Source organism: Corynebacterium sp. HMSC056F09, assembly GCF_001815785.1.
Lineage (GTDB): Bacteria > Actinomycetota > Actinomycetes > Mycobacteriales > Mycobacteriaceae > Corynebacterium > Corynebacterium hiratae.
The window spans coordinates 1-20,215 of record NZ_KV821918.1; the positions used below are offsets into that span (position 1 = coordinate 1).

Genomic DNA, 20,215 nt, shown 5'->3' on the forward strand with positions numbered 1-20,215 from the left:
AATCAACGCACTCTAAAACCGGAAGGGCCCATAAAGCGCGAAACCTCACCGTAGGAAGTAGTTCTAAGTTGTTGCCCGTAGTGCCCATTTCGGTACTGCGGGCAACAACTTTTTAACAACTAGAGGGACAACAATGGAGTAATAAACAACTCTGAAACAACTCCGGGCGGCTTACCTGTGATACGCACCGCAGTGACGTTTAAGATGTAGCGCATGACTACCGCAAACCTCACCCATGCTGAAGCTTCCGCCCGCAGCGCCGCGCTGCGCCTGAGCACCTACGAGTTGCACCTCGACGTCACGAGCGCACCAACCGACGCCGATTCCTACGAGGTCACCTCACGTATTACATTCACCACCACCGAACCCGAAACCTTCGTGGATTACTTGGGCAAGACCGTGCACGCAGTGCGCGTCAACGGCGAGGAGGTAGAGAACACCTTCGACGGCGGACGGGTGTACCTGAGCAATCTTCCGGTGGGGAAGGAGCTCACCGTAGAAATCACCGGCTCCTCCTATTACTCCCGCACCGGCCAGGGTCTGCACCGCATGCACGACCAAGCCGATGACACCACGTACCTCTACTCGCACCTCGAGCCATCTGATGCCCGCCGCATCTTCCCCTGCTTTGACCAGCCGGATCTCAAGGCCAGCTACGAGGTGCACCTCACCGGCCCGGAAGGCTGGCAGCTCTTAAGCAACCAGCCGGAGGTTGGCCGCGAGAAGACCGAGGGCGGGGAAGTGGCACACTTCGCGCCGACCCCTCTGCTGTCAACGTATTTGACGGCGTTTGCGGCGGGGCCGTACGTCGAGAAGCACAGCACCTGGACCGCACCCGATGGATCCCTCGAGGTGGAGCTGCGCGCCTTCGCCCGCGCCTCCATGGTGGAGTACCTGGATGATGAGATCCTGCAGGTCACCGCGCAGGGCATGGACTTCTTCCACAGCAATTACGGCTACCCCTACCCGTGGGGCAAGTACGATTCCATCTTCGTGCCGGAGTACAACCTGGGTGCGATGGAGAACCCCGGCCTGGTGACCTTTACGGAGCATTACCTCTTCCGTTCCGCCGCCACCCGCGCGCAGCATGCCGGGCGCACGAACACCATCCTGCACGAGATGTCGCACATGTGGTTCGGAGACCTAGTCACCCCGCAGTGGTGGGATGACCTGTGGCTCAAGGAGTCCTTCGCGGAGTTCATGGGCGCGGATTCCTCGGTGCATGCCACCGACTACACCGAGGCATGGGTCAACTTCGCAGGCCAGCGCAAGAACTGGGCCTACCTGCAGGATCAGCTGCCCACCACGCACCCGATCAAGGCCGAGATCCCGGACGTGGATGCCGCGCGCCAGAACTTCGACGGCATTACTTATGCCAAGGGAGCGGCGGTGCTCAAGCAGCTGGTGCACTACGTGGGCCGCGAGAACTTCTACGCCGGCGCGCGCGACTACTTCCAGGAGCACGCCTTTGCTGCCGCCACCTTCGACGACCTCCTCAAGGCGCTGAAGAAGCACACCGACCGCGACCTCGATGCCTGGTCCACCGCCTGGCTGCGCACGTGGGGCCCGGATACGCTGACCCCGGAACTGCACACGGACGGCGACAAGATTCACGAGCTCGCCATCGTGGTCGAGGCCGAAGACACCACGCGCCCGCACCGCCTCAACGTGACGCTATTCGATGACTCCCTGAACAAATACGCCACCCTTGACGTCGATCTGGAGGGCGAGCGCACCATCCTCGACGAGGCTTCTGGGCTTCAGGCGCCGGCGTTGCTGCTGCTGAACGACGGCGACCACACCTACGCCAAGGTCCGCTTCGACGAGACCTCCTTGGAGACCATTCGCACGCGCCTGTCTGAAGTCCCGGATGAGCTCTCCCGCGCGGTCATCTGGACCTCCCTGTGGAACCTCACCCGCGATGGCGAGTGGCCGGTGCGCTCCTACCTCGACACCGTGCTGAAGCACGCTCCGGCGGAGTCCAACCCGACGCTTCTGACCACGGCCTTCGCCAACGCCGCCTATGCCATCAACCACTTTGTGGGCGAGGAGGCTCGCGAGGAGATTCGCGCCGACTACGCCGAGCGCCTCTGGGAGGTGCTACAGCAAGCACCGGCAGGCTCCGACGCACAGCTCACCGTCGCCCGCGCCGCCATCCAGGCACTTGCCGCCACCCCGGCGGAGTCCGGCACGCAGCGCCTGCGCGCGCTTTACGACGGCTCCCTCGACGGCCTCGCCCTCGACCCGGACATCCGCTGGGCCATCTTGCGCGCGCTGGCCGCCCGCGATGCCGTCAGCGCCGAGGAGCTCGAGGCGGAGAAGGAGCGCGATAACACGCTCACCGGTGCCGCCGCCTACCTGGGCGCCTCCCACGCCTTCCCGTCTGCCGAGCTCAAGCGCGAAGTCTTCGACCTCGTGCGCACGCCGGGTAAGTACTCCAACGCGGAGGTGGATTCCCTGCTCGCGGCGTTCAACGCGCCGCGCTCGGCCCACCTCACCGAGGCCTTTGCCCAGGAATACTTCGACTCGTTGTCTCAGCTGTGGGAGGAGCACCCCATCGAAATTGCCAACCGCCTCGTGCGCGGGCTCTACCCGGATCTCGCAATGGCCGACGCCGCCACCAGCGAGTTCCTGGCCACCGAGCGCCCACGTGCGCTGCGCCGCGTGCTGCTGGAATGCCAGGATGCGCTGCGTCGCGCGCAACGCGTCCGTGCCGCGCAATAAGCGCTTCGCGTAGCGGACAGAAGAATCTTCCCGTAAACTCGCAGACACATTAACGGGGGGACAATCACAAACCATCGGCTTCGGCTGGGGGCTGTGTTGACCCAAATGTCATTGCTCAAGTTTCCGGGGGGATTCTTAGTGTCAGCACAGCCGACCGATCGTGAACTCGTCGACGCCTTCATTGGCGGAGATACTAAGGCTTTTTCGGCAATCGTCGAGAAGCACCGCGCGCGCCTGACCGCCATGGCGCGACGCTACACGCGCAACGATGATGATGCGCAGGACATCGTGCAGGAGGCGCTGCTCAAGGCCAGCTGCAACATGGCCTCCTACCGGCACGACGCCACCCTGAGTACGTGGCTGCACCGGCTGGTGATGAACTCCGGCTATGACTTCCTCAACCACCGATCGAACCGAGAGAACGCATCCCTGGATGCGGAGATCATTGAGGATGACCGCAACTATGCGCTCGCACACAACCCCAGCGAAAACCTGGCGGAACGCATCACGGTGGCCCAAGCGATGGAAACCTTGCGCGAGGACCAGCGCGAGGCGCTGTACCTCACCGACGTGGCTGGCTATCCCATCGATACCGTGGCCAAGGTGCAGGGGGTTGCGCCGGGCACGGTGAAGTCGCGCCGAGCCCGGGCTCGGCAAGTGTTGCGTGCGGCGATAGACTGAGGGCGAGTAGAATCTGAGTCTTACTTAAAAATTATCGTTTCAAGGGAGTTTTTAGTGACTATCCACGATGTCGCCATCGTCGGCTCCGGCCCCGCCGGCTACACCGCAGCGCTCTACGCAGCACGCGCCGAGCTCAATCCCATCGTCTTCGAGGGCTTTGAATACGGTGGCGAACTCATGAACACCACCGAGGTAGAGAACTACCCGGGCTTCCAGAAGGGAATCATGGGCCCTGAGCTCATGGAAGAGATGCGCGCCCAGGCCATCCGCTTCGGTGCCGACCTGCGCATGGAAGTCGTAGATTCCGTCGAGCTCGAAGGCGAGGTGAAGAGGCTGCACGTGGGCGACGAGGTTTATGAAGCCCGCGCTGTCATCCTCGCTACCGGTGCCGCTCCGCGCTACCTGGGTATTCCCGGCGAGTCAGAGCTGACCGGCCGCGGCGTGTCCGCATGCGCCACCTGCGATGGCTTCTTCTTCAAGGACCACAACATCGCCGTCGTCGGCGGCGGCGATTCCGCCATGGAGGAGGCTACCTTCCTCACCAAGTTCGCCGAGACCGTCACCATTATCCACCGCTCGGAGAACTTCCGCGCCTCCAAGATCATGCTGGAGCGAGCCAAGGACAATCCAAAGATTAAGTGGCTGACTAACACCACCGTCGAGCGCGTCCTGGAGAAGGACGGCAAGGTCGGTGCCCTCGAGGTCAAGAACGTACTGACCGGTGAGACCAGCGAGCTCGATCTGACCGCCATGTTCGTGGCCATTGGCCACGATCCGCGCTCCGGCTTCCTCAACGGCCAGGTAGAGACCGATGAAGCTGGCTACGTGGTGGTGGAGCAGCCCTCCACCAAGACCTCGCTGCCAGGTGTCTTTGCCTGTGGTGACTTGGTGGATGACCACTACCAGCAGGCCATCACCGCTGCGGGCTCCGGTTGCCGCGCGGCGATTGATGCGGAACATTTCCTGGCCGAGAACCGTTAGTGATCACATGAGCAACATTAAAAACGTCACTACTGATTCCTTCCGCGCGGATGTCGTGGAGGCTGGCAAGCCCGTCGTCGTGGACTTCTGGGCCGAATGGTGTGGGCCGTGCAAGAAGCTGTCCCCGATCCTCGAGGAGGTCGCCGACGAGCTCGGTGATGACGTCTCCGTGGTCAAGGTCAACGTGGATGAAGAGCGCACCCTGGGTGCTATGTTCCAGATCATGTCCATCCCTTCCGTCCTGATTTTCAAGAACGGCGAGAAGGTCGATGAGTTCGTTGGCCTGCGTTCTAAGGCCGACATCGTGGCACAGGTAAAGAAGCAGCTCTAACTGGTAGTCTTTAACTCGTTGACGGCGCACTAAGGTGCGCCTCCTTGATCACGAAAGGGGTAGGTGTGAACCGCGTTTTACGTGTAGGTGACCAGAGCGTTCGGGTCGCCGAAGCACGCGCAACCCTTGCCCGCCTCGGCCTGATGACTGACTACCAGGGGACCTTGTCCGACTGGAAGAAGCAGAAGTATTCCGAAGCCGATAAGCACTTTGATAGCGAGCTGGCGCAAGTGCTCAAAGCCTTCCAGCAATCCCGCGGCATCGTGCCCAGCGGCGATATTGATGACCTTACTTTGCGTGAGCTGCGTCAGGCTTCCTACACCTTAGGCGCGCGGGTACTGGCTTATGAACCGGGCAACGTGCAGGTGGGAGATGATGTATCCCAGCTGCAGCAACAGCTCCAGGAACTCGGCTTCTACCAAGAACGCATCGATGGCCATTTTGGGGCCCGCACCTACGCGGCGCTGGCGGAATACCAACTGAACTCCGGCCTGCGCAGCGATGGCATTTGCGGCCCGGCCACCATCAACGCGCTCAATCTGCTGGGTCGGCGGATCACGGGCGGCTCGGCGCACAATATCCAAGAGCGCGAGCGCGTGCGCAACGCGGGGCCCAAGCTGGCGGGCAAGCGCGTGGTGATCGACCCCAGCCTCGGCGGCTTCAACAAGGGCCGCACGGTCAGGGGCCGCTATGGCGACATCACGGAAGAAGAGATCCTCTGGGATCTGGCCGAGCGTGTTGCCGGCCGCATGATTGCCGCCGGCATGGAGACCATCATCTCCCGCCCGCGTACCGATGATCCCTCCATCCACGATCGCGCCGACATTGCCAATGCCTTTGGCGCTGACTTGGTCATTTCACTCGCCTGCGATGAGTACCCCACGGAAAAAGCCAATGGCGTAGCCACCTTCTACTTCGGTTCTGAGTCCGGCAATTCCTCCCTCATTGGGGAGACGCTCTCCGGCTTCATCCAGCGCGAAATCGTTGCCCGTACCGAGCTGGGCAACTGCCGCAACCACGGCCGCACGTGGGCGCTGCTGCGCTTGACGCAGATGCCGGTGGTGCAGGTAGTTCTGGGTTACCTGACCAGCCCGAAGGACGTGGCGATTCTGACTAACCCGGAGTGCCGCGATGACATCGCCGAGGCCATCGTCGTCTCCGTCAAGCGCCTCTACCTCCTCGACGACGACACCGCCGTGACCGGCACGTACCGCTTCGACGAGCTCCTGCGCGCGGAGCGCTCCTCCTAATGGAGCCTAGGGGGTGCCGTCCCAGACGGTTCCCCTCAAATGGTTCCAGTCAAACGGTTTCCTTGCCCCCAAACAAACCTTCTAGGACTTTCCAAAAGGTTCCCTTGCCCCCAACAGAACCGTTTGAGTAGAACCTTCTTACTAGAACCATCCTGTATCTAGGCCAAGGCGCGGGCGAGGAGGTCTTCCACGGCGGCTGCGGTCAGCAGATCGAAGGCAGGCGGCAGCTCGAGGCGCAGGCGCGGCGTGATGGGGTGATCGCGCTCCACCCTGAAACCGGCGGATTCCAGCGTTTCTACCGGTAGTAGGCCGATACGGCCGGGCTTATCCCGCAAAAGATTCTCGGCGGCGCGGGCATCGCGGAAGCCAAAGGCCTCAACGGCGCTGGCTTCGCGGGAAGTGAGGTGCATAATGGTGGCATCGAGAAGCACCGCCTCCAAGCCCTTCGCCGCGCGATGCGACTTCACGAACAGCGAGGACACCAGCACCGCGTCCTCCGAGACGGGGGAGGTGGGCAGCTTCGCGGCACCGGGGGCAAGATCGGGCGGGCAGAAGAACACTGTGGCCTCATCACCCACGGTAAAACCGCACTCGCCACAGCGCAGCAGCGTGGCGCTGATCCATGCTTCCTTCTCGAAGACAGGATCAGCGGCCGTGGTCTTCAACTCCCAAAAGATGGATCGGGCCGCCAAGGGGTTGATGGCAACACCTTCCTTGACGGCCTGAACAAGCATGGTGGACTAGCTGCTTTCCTTGCCCTCAATGAGGGCCAGAATGCGCTCGAAGTCTTCCTGGTCGCCGAATTCGACGACCATCTTGCCCTTGCGCTTGCCCATGGTGACGGTGACCTTGGTGTCAAAGCGATCGGCCAGACGTTCAGCGGAATCGGTAAAGAACTGCGGCTGCGGGGCGGCAGGCTTCTTGCTTGGCTCGGCCGGCTTGCCGTCGCGCTTGTATAGGGTGACGGCTTCCTCCGTGGCGCGCACGGACAGGCCCTCGGCCACGATGCGGTTCGCAATGAGCTCCATGGCCTCGGCATCCGGCAGACCCAGCAGCGCGCGGGCATGGCCACCGGACAAGGTGCCAGCGGCGACGCGCTTCTGCACGCTGACCGGCAGCTTGAGCAGGCGAATCATGTTGGTGACCTGCGGGCGGGAGCGGCCGATGCGATCAGCCAACTCGTTCTGGGTCACGCCGAATTCCTCCAGCAGCTGCTGGTAGGCGTGGGCCTCTTCCAGCGGGTTGAGCTGCACGCGGTGGATGTTCTCCAGAAGCGCATCCCGCAGCAGATCATCATCCTTGGTATCGCGCACAATGGCCGGGATGGTGGCCAGGCCCGCCTTGGAGGAGGCGCGCCAGCGGCGCTCACCCATGATGAGCTCGAAGCCGCCCTCCTCGGCGGGGCGCACAACGACCGGCTGCAGCAGGCCAAACTCCTTGATGGAGTGGACCAGCTCCGCCAACTCATCTTCGTCGAAGACAGAACGCGGCTGCTTCGGGTTGGGCATGATGTCCCCGACGGAGATCTCCCGGTACGTCGCACCAATCACCGAAGGTTTCGCCTGCCGCTTCTTCGAGCCAGTGGACTGCTGGATGGTCGGCGCACCCTGCACCTTCTTTGCCGCAGAGCCCTGAGCCCCGCCGGTCGAAGCGCCGAGGATAATGTCAGCCGCCGAATCCCCAAGACGCGGCTTGCGGGAGGGAGCACCCGGGCCAGACGGAATGAGAGCGGCCAGTCCCTTGCCTAGTCCGCCCTGGCGCTGCTCCGGCTTCTGGTCTGCCTTCTTATCTGCCATGGTGTCCTATCCTTCCAATTCCGCGAAAATCTCTGGGCTCACGCCGATGGCACCCGTGGTGGGGTGCGGCGTGTAGTCTCCGCGCTTGTCCAGCTCGCGTGCGGCGGCGGAGTAGGCGCGGGCGCCTGTCGACGACGGGTCATAAGCGATAACCGTCTTACCATAGCCCGGCGCCTCCGAAACGCGCACGGAACGCGGGATGACGTTGCCCAAAACGACGGCGCCGAATTGCTCACGCACCTCGTTGGCCACCTGCTCAGCCAGCTTGGTGCGGGCATCGAACATGGTGAGCAGCACGCCGGAGATGTGGAGGTCCTCGTTGAGGTGTTCACGGATCATGGAAATATTGCCCAACAGCTGGCCCACGCCCTCCAGCGCGTAGTACTCGCACTGGATGGGGATGATGACTTCCTCCGCACACGTCATCGCATTGATGGTCAGCAGGCCCAGGGAGGGCGGGCAGTCGATGAAGACGTAGTCGAAGCCGTGCTCCTCAAGAAAACCGTTGTGCAGGGCGTCATAAAGGCGGAACTCGCGGCGGACCAGAGAAACCATTTCGATCTCAGCGCCGGCCAGATCAATGGTGGCCGGGATGCAGTAGAGGTTCTCATCGTCGGGGCAGTGCTGCATTGCTTCGTCCGCGCTGCAGTCACCCAAAAGGACCTCATAGCTGGATTTGGTGCCGGAGGTATGCTCCGCGCCTACCGCGGTGGAGGCGTTGCCCTGCGGGTCCAAGTCGATCACCAAGACCTTCTTGCCGGCCTCAGCGAGCGCGGCGGCAAGGTTGACGGCGGAGGTGGTTTTACCCACGCCACCCTTCTGGTTCGCGATGGTGATAAGACGAGGATGAGTCATGCCGTCTACTTTAGTTCACGCGCGGGACACGGATAATCGTGGTGCCGTGGATGGTCATGACCTCGGCTTTTCCGCCACCCGCGCGCTTGATATCAGCAGCATCGCGCTCCAGCTCCTCATGCACTGAGGAACCCTTCAACGCGATCATCTCGCCGCCTTTACGCACCAGCGGCAAGGACCACTTGGCCAGCTTGCCCAGCGGGGCCACCGCGCGGGAGGTCACGATGTCTGCGCCCTGGACAGCCTTCTTCACCGGGCCTTCCTCGGCGCGGCCGCGGATGACGGTGACGTTATCCAGACCCAGCAGGTCGACGACCTCGTTGAGGTAGGTCGAGCGCTTGAGCAACGGCTCGATGAGGGTGATCTTCAGGTCAGGGCGCGCAATGGCGAGCGGGATGCCGGGCAAACCGGCGCCACTGCCGACGTCGATAAGCGTGGCGCCCTGCGGCATGACCTCCGCGACCACGGCGCAGTTGATGAGATGGCGCTCCCACAGGCGCGGGACCTCGCGGGGGCCGATAAAACCACGAGTGGACCCGTCCGTGGCTAGCGAATCGTGGTATTTCTGCGCGAGCGGCAGACGCGATCCGAAGACGTCAGACGGGTCCAGTGGCACAGTGTCGGACACAGTTTCAGTCACTGTGAAAACTCCTGGGTTAATTTCTAGTTATTGTTCTTACGGCGCTGCTTCTTGGAGCGATTGTCCTTCTTGCGTGCGCCCGGCTTCGGCGCGGAGGTGCGCTTGAGCTCAGCCTTGGCGGCTGCCTCTTCTTCTTCCTCGCGGTCCATCTTGGCGTAGACGATGCGGGTCTGGAAGAAGGTCCACACGGTGTTGGCCAGCATGTAGAAGAGCAGACCGATGGGCCAAATGAAGCCGGAGAAGACCAGCATGGCCGGCATGAACCACAGCATCATCTTGTTCATCATGGCCATCTGCTGCTGCATCATTTCCGCGTTCTGGCCCTGCGGGGTAGCGGTCTTGCCGGCGGCGCGGCGTGCCTCCTGGCGGTTGAGGGACATGCGGGCGTTGAAGTGCGTGAGCACCGCAATGATGGCGATGAGCGGCACGATAATAACGGCCGCCTGCATGGTGGTGGTTTCCTTAACGATCTCCACACCGGAGTTCAGGCGCAGGTTGGCCACCAGCGGCACGCCGAAGATCTTCGCATCCACGAACTGCTTCACCAGCTCGGGCTTGAAGATGTAGTTGGCGATGGAGGCGTTCATTTCCTCTGACATCGCCTCACCGGCCGGGTGCCCGATACCACCGGCGACGGCCACAGTACGGTCGAAGGAACGCAGCACGTGGAAGAGACCAATGAACATGGGGATCTGCGCGAACATGGGCAGGCAGCCCGCCACGGGACGCACGCCGGCTTCCTTGTAGATGCGCTGCATCTCCTGCGCCGCCTTGGTCTGGTCATTGGCGTACTTGGTGCGCAGCTCTTGGATTTGCGGCTGGATCTCCTGCATCTTGCGTGAAGAGCGCAGCTGGGTGATGGTCGGCTTGACCATGATGGCCTTGAGCGTCCACGTCAGCAGGACGATGGCGATGATCCAGGTTCCGCCCCATGCGGAATCGAGGACGAAGCTCAAGAGCCAATGCCAGAACCACAAGACGGCTGAAATTGGCCAATAGATGAAATTAAGCACGAGAGTTGTTTACCTCAGTTGTTGTTTGGTCGGTACCGGATCAAACCCACCCGGGTGCCAGGGACCGCACTTGCATAACCTGGCGAGCGCCATGCCCGTTCCCTTGAAGGCTCCATGGATGGAGATGGCTTCGAGGGCATAGGCACTGCACGTCGGTTCAAAACGACAGGTGGAGACCATCTTAAGGCCTGACACATGCTTTTGGTAGAAGCGCACCCCGTAAACCAAGACCCTGCCGAACCCGCGGGCTTCGGGGATCTCTTGGCCTTGGGAGTTCAGATATCCCATGTGCTTAACGCTTTGCGGATATCACGCTCAAGACGCTGGCTGGTGGCCTCGCTGCTGGCGGGCAGCGCACGAATAACGATGTCGACATTGGCGGGTAAAGCTTTCCCGTTGACTCCATCGCGCATGAGCGACATGCACACATGACGAAGCCGCCGGGAGGTGCGGTGGCGAACCACGGCATTCCCGACGGCTTTCGACACAATGAGGCCGAACCGCGGCCCAGTGGCCGCGATGTCGTCTTCACCGTCATTAAAGCGCAAATGCACGACGGCAGTGCGCGTGCCCGCCCGGCGCCCGCCCTTGATGGTCCGCCGAAACTGCCTCGGGGACGTGAGCTTGTGCTGGGCTGGAAGCATGAATTAAGCGGTGAGCTTAGCGCGACCCTTCTTGCGACGAGCGGCGACGATAGCGCGGCCGGCGCGGGTGCTCATGCGGGTACGGAAGCCGTGCTTGCGAGCGCGACGACGGTTGTTCGGCTGGAAGGTACGCTTACCCTTTGCCACGATTAACTCCTTGAAGTTGTTGGTGGATGGCACAGCCCAGCGCCGCCGGCGCTCAGGCTTAAACATCCACTGATGAATGGTGTACGTGGGGATGAGGCTTCGCACTTGAAGCGCCATGAGGCGTGGCGAGGCATTCCCACATGCAACATGTGCACCATGCACTGTTGCGATAGACCATCACAGGTTACGTGACAGGTAGCGCGCTAAACAAATCGACACACTGGGTGTCCCCGAAATTACAAGGATGTTTTTATCCGCAGCTAGAGCGCCACTTTTCACCCACATGCTGCGCGGTCAACGCCTCCTCCCACCGACCGTGGCGCGGTCGAGCCGCGGTCGCGCCAGGCGTGCAAAGAAGTGCGTTAGACAGCATCCCCATAACGCGGTACAACTGAGGAATCTAATTCCACAGCCGCCCACAGGGTGTGGATAACTCTCAATCATGACTTGAGACTTTTGCTATTTGAGCAGGTCAACTGCATTAAGGAGCCGATGTAAAGTTATCCACAGCCATGAGATAGGCTGTGGATAAACCACCTATTCACACCTGTGGATAACTTTGTGGAATCCGAGGTTACACACTAAAACATCGTGTGGAATCCCCGGTGGAAATCACAAGAAATTGGAATTTCCGCATCCCCGTCTCTTCCTCATCCGTCCATCCGTCCCCGATCCAACCCACGTTCACGCAGTACATACTGCGGCCCTGAAGCCTCTCTTTCAGGCACGTAAGTAGCTGTGGCCGGCCCCACCCGCCGGCACCGCGTGGCCGTGAAGCACACAGAAGGTAGGCGTTTTGTCTGATCCGCAAGCAGCCCTAAGGGCCAGCTGGAAAGCTGTGGTCAGTGATTTGCTGGCACAGTCCGAACAACCGAACTCGGACGTTCCCAACTTCACCCACAGCCAACGCCTCAACCTCCAGCTCGTAGAGCCCATCATGATCGGGGATGGCTACGCGTTGATTGCCGCCCCGCACGAGAATGCCAAGAGTGTTATTGAGGCTGAGCTGGGGGAGTACATCACCCGCGCTCTGTCGCAGCACATGGGCCGGCCGTGTTCCTTGGCCGTGACCATTGCCGCGCCCCCGCAGCCTGCTCCGCAGGAAGAACCCGAAGCTCCCGCCCCCCAGCGCCCCATTCAGACCGAGGCACCGGAGTACGGCATGGGCCACCAGGCTCAGTCTTTCCAGCAAGCCATGCCGCCCACGCCACCGGCCCAACCGGCCCAGTCGGCCCAACCCGCTCATCATCAGCCGCGCTCGTGGGATGCCGCGCATTCCCCGGCCAGCCTGGATGAGTTGGCGCAGCACTACAGCGAACAGCAAAGCACCGCTCCCAGCGGCTACCCGGACTACTCGGAGGCAGCCGGCGCGCGGATTCCGCGCGAGGAACCCGCGCATAACCCGAACCACGAAAAGTCTCTCAACCCGAAACACACTTTTGAGAACTTCGTCATCGGTTCCTCCAACCGTTTTGCCAACGGTGCCGCCGTGGCGGTAGCGGAAAACCCCGCCCGCGCCTATAACCCGCTCTTTATTTGGGGCGGCTCCGGGCTGGGCAAGACGCACCTGTTGCACGCAGCCGGCAATTACGCCCAGGTCCTGCACCCAGGCCTGCGGGTGAAATACGTGTCCTCGGAGGAATTCACCAACGACTACATCAACTCGCTGCGTGATGACCGCCAGGAGTCCTTCAAGCGCCGCTACCGCAACCTGGACATCCTCATGGTCGATGACATCCAGTTCTTGGAAGGCAAGGAATCCACGCAGGAAGAGTTCTTCCACACCTTTAATGCCCTGCACCAGGCCAACAAGCAGATCATTTTGTCCTCCGACCGCCCGCCGAAGCAGCTAACGACGCTGGAGGATCGCCTCCGCACCCGCTTCGAGGGTGGTCTGATTACGGATATTCAGCCGCCAGACCTGGAGACCCGCATCGCCATCCTCATGAAGAAGGCTTCAGCGGACGGCACAGACGTCGATCGCTCGGTCCTCGAGCTCATCGCCTCCCGCTTCGAATCCTCAATTCGCGAGCTGGAAGGCGCGCTCATTCGTGTGTCTGCTTATTCTTCCCTAGTCAATGAACCGATCAGCCTAGAGATGGCGGAGATTGCCCTACACGATCTGGCCCCTGATTCTGCAGATCGCCAGATCACCGCGGCGGCCATCATCGAGGTCACGGCAGACTACTTCAACATCGACGTGGACACCCTGCGCGGTTCCGGTAAGAAGCGGGCCGTTGCTCACGCCCGCCAGCTGGCTATGTACCTGTGCCGCGAACTCACCGAGCTGTCCCTGCCGAAGATCGGTGATCAGTTCGGCGGCAAGGACCACACCACCGTCATCTATGCCGACCGCAAGATCCGCAAGGAAATGACAGAAAACCGCAACACCTACGACGAGATCCAGGCGCTGACCCAGCGCGTGAAGAACCACAACCAGCGTTAGCACCACGCAGCGCTTGGCGACGTCCCCTCCCACCCCGCACAACCTCCGCGCGGGCGTGGGCCGGGGCGTCTTTTTGATCGGTGAAGACTTATCCACATAGTTATTCACAGCTGTGTAATTTCACTGTTGTAATTTGTAGATCCTCGTCACGTTTTCTTCTTCCACAGCAGATCAGCAGCCTCTTCAGCCTTGTGAGCAACCCTGTGATCAGCGGCGATAGATCTGGGGATGGATTGTGGATAACTTCGGCCCCGACCGAGTTACTCACATTTCTTGTCATTTGATCACAGTGATCCCACACCCTCACTCACAGATCGGTTCGCGGCTGAGAGCTTGGCCTTTGCTGGGTTGTCCACAGATCCCACAGCGCTTATTACTACTCCTATTTTGTTTTCTCCCTAACTAAGAAGAAAAAGGATGTGTGTGATTCGCCGGCGCCCAGCCTGGCCGCACGGTCTCATCGAGGGCCGAAGAGGCGAATGACAAAACTCCTGTGGTTCGGTGCTGATCCTGTAAGTTGGAGTGAGCTTGCAAGAATCTTCCATCCGGAACTAGAGGAGCGTCTCACCATCATGGAGCAGTCCGTGTCATTTCGCGTTGCCAAAGATGATCTCGCTAACGCCGTAGCGTGGGTCGCGCGCAGCCTTCCTTCGAAGGTCACCCAACCAGTACTGCGCGCCATGCTGATCACCGCGGATGACAATGGTTTGGAATTCACGGGCTTCGACTACGAGGTGTCGACTCGCGTGCGCATCGCCGGCATGGTGGATGAGCCGGGACGTATCGCGGTGGCCGGTAAGTTGCTCTCTGACATCGTCGCTTCCTTGCCCAACAAGGAAATTGAGATGACGCAGGAGGACAACAAGGTTCTCTTGGTTTGTGGTTCCTCCCGCTTCGAGCTGCCGCTCATCCCGCTGGATGATTACCCGCAGTTGCCGGTCCTTCCGGAGGTCACCGGCACGATCAACCCGCAGCTTTTCGTGGAAGCCATCAGCCAAGTTGTCGCCGCTGCCGGCAAGGATGACACCCTGCCCATGCTCACCGGCGTGCACATCGATATCAATGGCTCCCACGTGCAGATGACGGCGACGGACCGCTTCCGCCTGGCCATGCGCACCTTCGAGTGGGATCCGGTATCCCCCGACGTGGAGGCCAAGCTCCTCGTCCCGGCAAAGACGCTGCAGGAGACCGGCCGCTCCCTCGACACACACCTCAACATCCCGGTGGAGATCGCCGTAGGCACGGGTGAGAACATCGCTGCGGAAGGTTTATTCGGCCTGCATGCCGATAACCGCGAGACCACCACGCGCATGCTCGATGCAGATTTCCCGAATGTGGCACCCCTGCTGCCGAAGACCCACACGGCCATGGCCAGCATTGAGGTCGCACCGCTGCAGGAAGCCATCCGCCGCGTATCCCTGCTGACGGACCGCAACGCTCAGATCCGCATGGAGTTCAGCGAAGGTGAAGTGACCTTGGCCGCCGGCGCCGATTCCGGCCGCGCAAGCGAGTCCCTGCCCTGTGCTTTCAACGGCCGCGACAACTTCGTCATTGCGTTTAACCCGTCCTACCTCAAGGATGGTTTGGCCGTGGTCCACACGGACCGCGTGGTCTTCGGCTTTACCGAGCCCTCGCGCCCGGCGATTATGATTCCGGAGCCGGAGGAGCTGCCGGAGGCCAACGAGGATGGCTCTTTCCCCACCCCGGAGACTGACTTCACCTACCTGCTGATGCCAGTGCGCTTGCCGGGCTAGGCCATATGTTTATTCGCGATCTCGATGTCAGGGACTTTCGCTCCTGGCCCGAGCTCACTCTCAGGCTGCAACCGGGGATTACCCTTTTTATCGGCCGCAACGGTTTTGGCAAGACCAATATCGTCGAAACCATCGGCTATGTTGCCCACCTGTCCTCGCACCGCGTCGCCCACGACGCCCCCCTCGTGCGCCACGGCGCAACCAACGCCCGCATTTCCGCCACGGCGGTCAACCAGGGGCGCGAGCTCACCGCGCACCTGCTCATCAAACCCCATGCAGCTAACCAGGCACAGATCAACCGCACGCGCCTGAAATCCCCGCGGGAGCTGCTCGGCGTGGTGCAAACCGTGCTCTTTTCCCCGGAGGATTTATCTCTCGTGCGGGGCGAACCGGCAACGCGCCGCCAGTATTTGGATGACATCATTGCCTCCCGCACTCCGCGCCTGGCGGGTATCAAGGCCGACTATGACAAGGTGCTCAAGCAGCGCAACGCGCTGTTGAAGTCGGCGTCACCGAGCCTGCGCCGCGGCTACAACGACAGCGACGGCGCCTCAGCGCTGGCAACCCTCGACGTGTGGGATACGCAGTTGTCTTCGCTCGGCGCGAAGGTGATCCAGGCACGCCTGGCGCTTGTCGACGAACTCCGCGAGCTCATCCCCGCCGCCTATGCCGGCCTGGCCCCGGAATCGCGCCCGGCGGCCATCGAGTACAAGTCCACGGTGGATACCTCCGACCGCGAGGTTATCGAGGCCATGATGCTCACCGAGCTAGCAAATAAACGCCAGCGCGAGATCGAGCGCGGCATGTCGCTCGTCGGCCCGCACCGCGATGACCTCATTCTCAACCTGGGGACGAGCCCTGCTAAGGGTTTTGCCAGCCACGGTGAGACTTGGTCTTATGCCATCTCCTTGCGCCTAGCGGAGTTCAACCTGCTGCGCCAGGATGGCACGGATCCGATCCTCATCCTTGACGATGTCTTTGCTGAGCTCGATGCCAAGCGCCGCGAGAAGCTCGTCCATCTCGCCACAGGTGCGGAACAGGTACTCATCACCGCGGCGGTGGATGAGGATTTGCCCGGCAACCTGCAGCCCATTGAGCGCTTCACCGTCAGCGTGCGCGATACCGACGAGGGCCGGGTATCAGAGGTCGCACCGTACGATGCGGGCGGTGAAAGCGATGACTGAGCAGGAATTTGATCCGGTCAAAGCGCTCTTTGAGCGCACCCGAAACACGTCGAAAAATCCGCCGAAGCTCAATAAACCGGCCCCCAAGATGAACCTGGCGGCTACATCGAATGACCAGCAGCCGAAGCCTTTTCGGCGCGGGCGTCCCAGCGGCCCCGACGGTCGCCGCCGGCGCCGGAGCCTCGAGATCCCTAGCCTGGGCGCGCAGATCCAACGCGAGATTGGCAAGCGCGGCTGGGAGCACGAATTAGCTCATGGCTGGGTCATGGGCAATTGGGAAAACCTCGTGGGCGAGCGCATCGCCGCGCATACCCAGCCGCAGAACATCAAGGAGCAGGTTGTTTACGTGGCGTGCGATTCCTCCAGCTGGGCCACCGAGCTGCGCTACCTGCAGCGGCCCATCTTGCAGAAGATCGCCGACCGCCTAGGTCCGGACGTGGTGGTTAAGCTCCACATTCAAGGGCCTAAGCAGCACCGCAACTATGAGGGCCGCCAATGGGTCAAGCCGCAAGGCTCACAGGATACGTACGGCTGATCGGGGCGATCGCGAAATTCACGCAAATTTGGGGCTCTCACGGGCGTGCACTGTCCTTGCGTGGGGGGACACAGTGTAGAATGGCTAAAGTCTTAGATTTAGCTCTAGCCAAAAGGAGTACACGAATCCGTGGCTGAACAACACGCATATGATGCGGGGTCAATTACGATTCTGGAGGGCCTTGAGGCCGTCCGTAAGCGCCCCGGTATGTACATCGGTTCCACCGGTGCCCGCGGCCTGCACCACCTGATCTGGGAGATCGTCGACAACTCCGTCGATGAGGCAATGGCGGGCTATGCCGACAAGGTCATTGTCACCCTCCGTGAGGACGGGGGCATCGAGGTCATCGATAACGGCCGTGGTATCCCGGTCGAAATGCACGCCTCCGGTATCCCTACCGTCCAGGTGGTTATGACCCAGCTGCATGCCGGCGGTAAGTTCGACTCTGAATCTTATGCCGTGTCCGGTGGTCTGCACGGCGTGGGTATCTCCGTGGTCAACGCCCTGTCCACCCGCGTCGAGGCGGACATCAAACGCGATGGCAAGCACTGGTACCAGAACTTCAACAACGCTATCCCCGATGAGCTGGTGGAGGGCGATAATGCCCGCGGCACCGGCACCACCATCCGCTTCTGGCCGGACCCGGAGATCTTTGAAACCGTCGAGTTTAACTACGACACCATCGCTCGCCGCCTGCAGGAGATGGCCTTCCTGAACAAGGGTCTGACCATTGTTCTGCGTGACGAGCGCGCCATCTCCAAGGAGCAGGCCGAGCTCGAGGAGATCGCCGAGGCCGGCGATTCCGCCGTCAGCCTGAGCTCCCTGGATAACAAGGACGAAGCCGGCCAGGAGGGCGAGGACGGCGAGGGCAAGACTTCCAAGAAGAAGAAGGAAGTCACCTACCACTACCCGAACGGTCTGCAGGACTACGTTGCGCACCTCAACAAGAATAAGTCCGCCATCCACCCCACCATCGTTGCCTTCGACGTTAAGGGTGAGGACCATGAGGTGGAAATAGCGCTGCAGTGGAACCAGGGCTACAAGCAGTCCGTCCACACTTTCGCCAACACCATTAACACTCACGAAGGCGGCACGCACGAGGAAGGCTTCCGCGCGGCTCTGACCACCCTGATGAACCGCTACGCCAAGGAGCACAAGCTCCTCAAGGAAAAGGATGGCAACCTCTCCGGCGATGACTGCCGTGAAGGCCTTGCTGCCGTTATTTCCGTGAAGGTGGCGGATCCGCAGTTCGAGGGCCAGACCAAGACCAAACTCGGTAACTCGGAGATCCGTGGCTTTGTCCAGCGCTCTGTCAACGAGCACCTCAACGATTGGTTCGACGCCAACCCGGCTGAGGCCAAGGTCATTATCAACAAGGCCGTGTCCTCCGCACACGCCCGCGTAGCCGCGCGTAAGGCACGTGAGTTGGTGCGCCGCAAGTCCGCCGGCGACCTCGGTGGCCTGCCCGGCAAGCTGGCGGATTGCCGCTCCAAGGATTCGAAGCTTTCTGAGCTTTACATCGTGGAGGGTGACTCCGCAGGTGGTTCCGCGAAGGGCGGCCGCGATTCCATGTTCCAGGCCATCCTGCCGCTGCGCGGCAAGATCCTCAACGTGGAAAAGGCCCGCATGGACAAGGTTCTCAAGAACGCTGAGGTCCAGGCCATCATCACCGCCCTGGGCACCGGTATCCACGAAGAGTTCGATATTTCCAAGCTGCGCTACGACAAGATCGTGCTCATGGCCGATGCCGACGTGGACGGCCAGCACATCGCCACGCTGCTTCTGACCCTGCTCTTCCGCTTCATGCCGCAGCTGGTCGAGGATGGTCACGTGTACCTGGCGAATCCGCCGCTGTACAAGCTGAAGTGGGGCAAGGGCCAGCCGGGCTACGCCTTCTCCGATGCTGAGCGTGACAAGCTGCTTGCCGAAGGCTTGGAGCAGGGACGCAAGATCAACAAGGACGACGGCATCCAGCGCTACAAGGGTCTGGGTGAGATGAACGCCTCCGAGCTCTGGGAGACCACCCTGGATCCGACGACCCGCGTCCTGCGCCGCGTGGACCTCGAAGATGCGCAGCGCGCCGATGAGCTCTTCTCCATCCTCATGGGTGATGACGTGGCCGCCCGCCGCTCCTTCATTACTCGCCGCGCGAAGGACGTTCGTTTCCTCGACGTCTAAGACGTCTCAAAGCACGAGCCCACAGGGGAACAAGAGAAAGCAAGAAAAAGACCAGCCCTCAGAAAGAGGTGCTGGTCTTTTTTGTCGGTGCCTACGGCACGGAGAGTTAATCCACTTATACGGTATCCATGTGGCGCTGCAGAACACGGCCGATGGTTGCCACGTTGGGCTCCAAGATGGAGGAGGCCTTGCCGCGCAGCGACTTGTAGGTGCGCGCGATGCCGGGGGCCTTAATGTCCTTGGCGGCCCTATCAGCTGCAGCCATGATGGCCTCGGTAACTTCGCCGCTGCGTCCGTCGAGGTAGGTGCCGAAATCGGACTGCTCAGAGCCTTCAAATTCCTTCCAGTAGGAATCCAGGGTGTTGAGCAGCTCCGGCAGCATCTGGTTGATTCCCTTGGACAGAACCTTGGAATCCGCCTTCTTTGCGGCCACTAGGGCGCCCTTGAAGGCCATGCCGGTGATACCAGTCAGCGATGCTACGGCGTCATCTGCTGCCGTGGACAAGTCCGCCACCACGGCGTTGCGGGTAGGGGACTGGAGGAGTTGGGAGAGGTTTGTCATACAGGCGAGCTTACTGTGCCGGGGCGCTGGAGCCTGCCTTGAGCGCGGCAATCTGGTCAGCAATCTCTGGGAAACCATTGGTGCGGGCCAGGCGCTCGAGGTCGAAGTCGAGACCACCCTCGTAGAGGCGGTTGTGCTCGGACGAACCGGAGGAGCCTGCCATGCCGATTTGCGCGGCGAATTCATCTGCCTGGGCGCGCAGGGCTGGGTTGTTATCCACGACGAGCTTGAGCAGCGCCATCGCAGCAGCAATGGAACCGCCGATGATGAGCGTCATGTCGATGGGCGTGGAGCCGGTAAGGGAGGAGCCGGCTTCGCCCTGCTGGAAGTCGGGGTTGGTGGGCCAGTTATTATCGGCGGTCGTAGCGCTCGCGGCGGGGGCTACGGCAGTGGTGAGGGTGGTAGCCACAACGCCGGCGGCGAGGAACTTCTTCAAGGACATGGAGGACATAGGGAATTCCTTTCTCAGAAGGGAATAGAGACTTCTTTATCAC

General features: G+C 61.4%; 20 protein-coding genes. 10 read left to right on the forward strand and 10 right to left on the reverse strand.

Annotation, left to right across the window (positions count from 1 at the left end):
* Positions 1-213: 213 nt before the first annotated feature.
* The 5 genes from pepN to HMPREF3056_RS05125 all read left to right on the forward strand — a co-directional run bounded on the left by pepN (position 214) and on the right by HMPREF3056_RS05125 (position 5,967).
* Positions 214-2,724: an aminopeptidase N gene (pepN, locus tag HMPREF3056_RS05105; RefSeq protein ID WP_070754284.1), complete on the forward strand. Its 2,511-nt coding sequence runs from the start codon at positions 214-216 to the stop codon at positions 2,722-2,724.
* Positions 2,725-2,829: 105 nt separating this feature from the next.
* Positions 2,830-3,405 (forward strand): RNA polymerase sigma factor, encoded by a 576-nt coding sequence (locus HMPREF3056_RS05110; protein WP_158396865.1) that lies wholly within the window; start codon positions 2,830-2,832, stop codon positions 3,403-3,405.
* A 54-nt stretch (positions 3,406-3,459) separates the two neighbouring features.
* Positions 3,460-4,386: a thioredoxin-disulfide reductase gene (gene trxB, locus HMPREF3056_RS05115; protein ID WP_070754285.1), complete on the forward strand. Its 927-nt coding sequence runs from the start codon at positions 3,460-3,462 to the stop codon at positions 4,384-4,386.
* 7 nt (positions 4,387-4,393) lie between these two features.
* Entirely contained in the window at positions 4,394-4,717 is a 324-nt protein-coding gene (trxA, locus tag HMPREF3056_RS05120; RefSeq protein ID WP_070754286.1) for a thioredoxin, read from the forward strand.
* Between the two features lie 65 nt (positions 4,718-4,782).
* A complete protein-coding gene (locus HMPREF3056_RS05125; protein WP_070754287.1) occupies positions 4,783-5,967 on the forward strand; it encodes an N-acetylmuramoyl-L-alanine amidase in 1,185 nt (394 codons plus the stop codon).
* 158 nt (positions 5,968-6,125) lie between these two features.
* On the opposite strand, the gene HMPREF3056_RS05130 is transcribed toward HMPREF3056_RS05125, so the two are convergent.
* The 8 genes from HMPREF3056_RS05130 to rpmH are packed head-to-tail and all read right to left on the reverse strand — an operon-like array spanning position 6,126 to position 11,062.
* Positions 6,126-6,701: a hypothetical protein gene (locus HMPREF3056_RS05130; protein ID WP_070754288.1), complete on the reverse strand. Its 576-nt coding sequence runs from the start codon at positions 6,699-6,701 to the stop codon at positions 6,126-6,128.
* A 6-nt stretch (positions 6,702-6,707) separates the two neighbouring features.
* Positions 6,708-7,763: a ParB/RepB/Spo0J family partition protein gene (locus tag HMPREF3056_RS05135; RefSeq protein ID WP_046648706.1), complete on the reverse strand. Its 1,056-nt coding sequence runs from the start codon at positions 7,761-7,763 to the stop codon at positions 6,708-6,710.
* A gap of 6 nt (positions 7,764-7,769) precedes the next feature.
* Entirely contained in the window at positions 7,770-8,618 is an 849-nt protein-coding gene (locus tag HMPREF3056_RS05140; RefSeq protein ID WP_046648705.1) for a ParA family protein, read from the reverse strand.
* A 10-nt stretch (positions 8,619-8,628) separates the two neighbouring features.
* Positions 8,629-9,258: a 16S rRNA (guanine(527)-N(7))-methyltransferase RsmG gene (gene rsmG, locus HMPREF3056_RS05145; RefSeq protein ID WP_070754289.1), complete on the reverse strand. Its 630-nt coding sequence runs from the start codon at positions 9,256-9,258 to the stop codon at positions 8,629-8,631.
* 23 nt (positions 9,259-9,281) lie between these two features.
* Entirely contained in the window at positions 9,282-10,271 is a 990-nt protein-coding gene (yidC, locus tag HMPREF3056_RS05150) for a membrane protein insertase YidC (protein ID WP_070547228.1), read from the reverse strand.
* Positions 10,272-10,280: 9 nt separating this feature from the next.
* On the reverse strand, positions 10,281-10,559 hold the full coding sequence (gene yidD, locus HMPREF3056_RS05155; protein ID WP_175975006.1) for a membrane protein insertion efficiency factor YidD: 279 nt from the start codon (positions 10,557-10,559) through the stop codon (positions 10,281-10,283).
* Positions 10,547-10,915: a ribonuclease P protein component gene (rnpA, locus tag HMPREF3056_RS05160; protein WP_046648702.1), complete on the reverse strand. Its 369-nt coding sequence runs from the start codon at positions 10,913-10,915 to the stop codon at positions 10,547-10,549. Before rnpA ends, yidD begins: the two co-directional genes overlap by 13 nt.
* Positions 10,916-10,918: 3 nt before the next feature.
* A complete protein-coding gene (rpmH, locus tag HMPREF3056_RS05165; RefSeq protein WP_003847033.1) occupies positions 10,919-11,062 on the reverse strand; it encodes a 50S ribosomal protein L34 in 144 nt (47 codons plus the stop codon).
* Positions 11,063-11,858: 796 nt separating this feature from the next.
* On the opposite strand from rpmH, the gene dnaA reads away from it, so the two are divergent.
* From dnaA to gyrB, 5 genes are all read left to right on the forward strand, one after another.
* Positions 11,859-13,508, forward strand: a complete 1,650-nt coding sequence (gene dnaA / locus HMPREF3056_RS05170) for a chromosomal replication initiator protein DnaA (protein WP_070754290.1) — start codon at positions 11,859-11,861, stop codon at positions 13,506-13,508.
* Positions 13,509-14,080: 572 nt separating this feature from the next.
* Positions 14,081-15,262, forward strand: a complete 1,182-nt coding sequence (gene dnaN, locus HMPREF3056_RS05175; RefSeq protein WP_046648700.1) for a DNA polymerase III subunit beta — start codon at positions 14,081-14,083, stop codon at positions 15,260-15,262.
* A 5-nt stretch (positions 15,263-15,267) separates the two neighbouring features.
* Positions 15,268-16,446, forward strand: coding sequence for a DNA replication/repair protein RecF (gene recF, locus HMPREF3056_RS05180; RefSeq protein WP_070754291.1), 1,179 nt, complete (start codon positions 15,268-15,270; stop codon positions 16,444-16,446).
* Entirely contained in the window at positions 16,439-16,981 is a 543-nt protein-coding gene (locus HMPREF3056_RS05185; protein ID WP_070754292.1) for a DciA family protein, read from the forward strand. Before recF ends, HMPREF3056_RS05185 begins: the two co-directional genes overlap by 8 nt.
* 129 nt (positions 16,982-17,110) lie before the next feature.
* A complete protein-coding gene (gyrB, locus tag HMPREF3056_RS05190) occupies positions 17,111-19,159 on the forward strand; it encodes a DNA topoisomerase (ATP-hydrolyzing) subunit B (RefSeq protein WP_070517653.1) in 2,049 nt (682 codons plus the stop codon).
* Between the two features lie 115 nt (positions 19,160-19,274).
* Here gyrB and HMPREF3056_RS05195 read toward each other — a convergent pair whose 3' ends face one another.
* Positions 19,275-19,721, reverse strand: a complete 447-nt coding sequence (locus tag HMPREF3056_RS05195) for a DUF6918 family protein (protein ID WP_070517654.1) — start codon at positions 19,719-19,721, stop codon at positions 19,275-19,277.
* A 10-nt stretch (positions 19,722-19,731) separates the two neighbouring features.
* Positions 19,732-20,172 carry a hypothetical protein gene (locus tag HMPREF3056_RS05200; protein WP_070517655.1) on the reverse strand — a complete coding sequence of 147 codons (441 nt, stop codon included), beginning with the start codon at positions 20,170-20,172 and terminating at the stop codon, positions 19,732-19,734.
* Between the last annotated feature and the right edge of the window lie 43 nt (positions 20,173-20,215).